General features: G+C 47.0%; 2 protein-coding genes. Both read right to left on the bottom strand.

Annotated features, from left to right (window positions below; translation table 11 throughout):
* Window positions 1-191: 191 nt before the first annotated feature.
* On the bottom strand, window positions 192-533 hold the full coding sequence (locus H5P30_RS07530) for a hypothetical protein (RefSeq protein WP_185692355.1): 342 nt from the start codon (window positions 531-533) through the stop codon (window positions 192-194).
* 311 nt (window positions 534-844) lie between these two features.
* A partial coding sequence (locus H5P30_RS07525; protein ID WP_343075436.1) for a transposase occupies window positions 845-1,480 on the bottom strand: 636 nt, incomplete at its 5' end.

The raw sequence follows: 1,480 nt of genomic DNA, 5'->3' as shown, positions 1-1,480 counted from the left end.
CTTCCATGGCTGTTAGTTGTGGTTAACCAGCTGCCTACCGGACTACCGGCGGAAAGGCACTCTTTTCAATTTTGCGAAACTTTTTGGACGTTACCTTTGAACCACTGATGCACACTGATCCTTTCTTTTCATTTATCAGTATCCATCGGTGTTCCGCGGTTCAAAATTCTTCTCGTTTCCACACGACAAGCTTAGAAGCGATCGCTTGGGTTCGTTGTCTGCGACGTCACTTCTGTCTGATTCCCATTTTTAGCAATCTCTCCAGACCATTTATATCCGATAATAAGCCACGCAATGAGAACTACTATGTGCGTTCCATTCAGTAAAATTTCGGGAGAAAGCACTTCTTCCGAAATCCCGAGTTTTGCAACGATCAGAACTACGGGAAAGAAAAAAAGCATGAATAAAACTAGATAACAAACCCACGCCGCACCAGCTATTAAGATTGAAGCAATCCATGAGCATTTTGCTCTTTTTGCATAAATCCCTGCTGAAAAGGCAAAGATGAGAAACGCCATGTCGTTGAAGTTCATAATTTTAGATTACAGTGATATCTCGAAACTGAAGCGACGAGCGCGAAAGGAGTTGATAACTTCGGTTAGATCTAGGGTTCATTCAATCAGCTGGCTGTGGTGGGTTCAGCGGCCTTCTCATGGGTAGATTTCATTTTCTTATTCATGAACTCTAGTCTGACGACAATCCATGCCGTAGGTGCAAATCCCGCCATTGGCATGCATCGAAGCATTGGTTCTATTGATTCCATTTTACTCAGATATCAGAATCTTTATATTTTGCGTCTGACCCCAATGGCACTTAGATAAGGCGTTTTTCTGAACGATCTGTGTCACTTTTTGCGTCTGCTTGGGGAAACAACCATTTGGTGTCTAGGTTTGGTCATAAGTTGGAATTTTTTGGGTCTTCTTTTCTTCACTCTGGGCTGGTGTCGTCCTGGCCTGAGGGGGAGTTTTTCGTCATGGATAAGTTCTTCGATAGTGGCTTGTAGGCGAACTCTTTCGCCATATGTGCGTGTTCGGAATAGCTCGCAACAGCGCCTGAGAGCTTCGCGAGCCCCGGTAAAGCTGATTTGCCGGGGAGAAGCTCCGCGGCATGCCCGGAGCATTTGCCATCGGATAAGATTATGTGCGATGAGTCCGAAGCCGTAAAGTTTGCGGGCCATGGAAGCTGACTTCGCCCGGATAAAATCCAATTCCATGGTTATTTTGATATCGCGAAAGCACAGTTCGATATCCCAACGACTCGTGTATTGGGCCTGAACTGTTTCGGGCGGAGTTTCCAAGTCGGTCGTAGCGATCACCTTGACCACGGGACGGAAGCCTTTGCGCTCGAAGCGCGAACGGATGTAGCGCACCTCAATGTCCTGGGGAAGCTCCTGCCATTGGGCATCGTCGATGTGTTCGGGGCATTGGCTTAGTTTTGGTTTGCTCCACAGGGTGCGATACTCGTCTTTGGCTTTGGGAAA

Origin of the sequence: Puniceicoccus vermicola (assembly GCF_014230055.1) — a bacterium.
Lineage (GTDB): Bacteria > Verrucomicrobiota > Verrucomicrobiia > Opitutales > Puniceicoccaceae > Puniceicoccus > Puniceicoccus vermicola.
The sequence above is the reverse complement of the archived record's forward strand: the minus strand, read 5'-3'. Positions and strand labels throughout refer to the sequence as shown.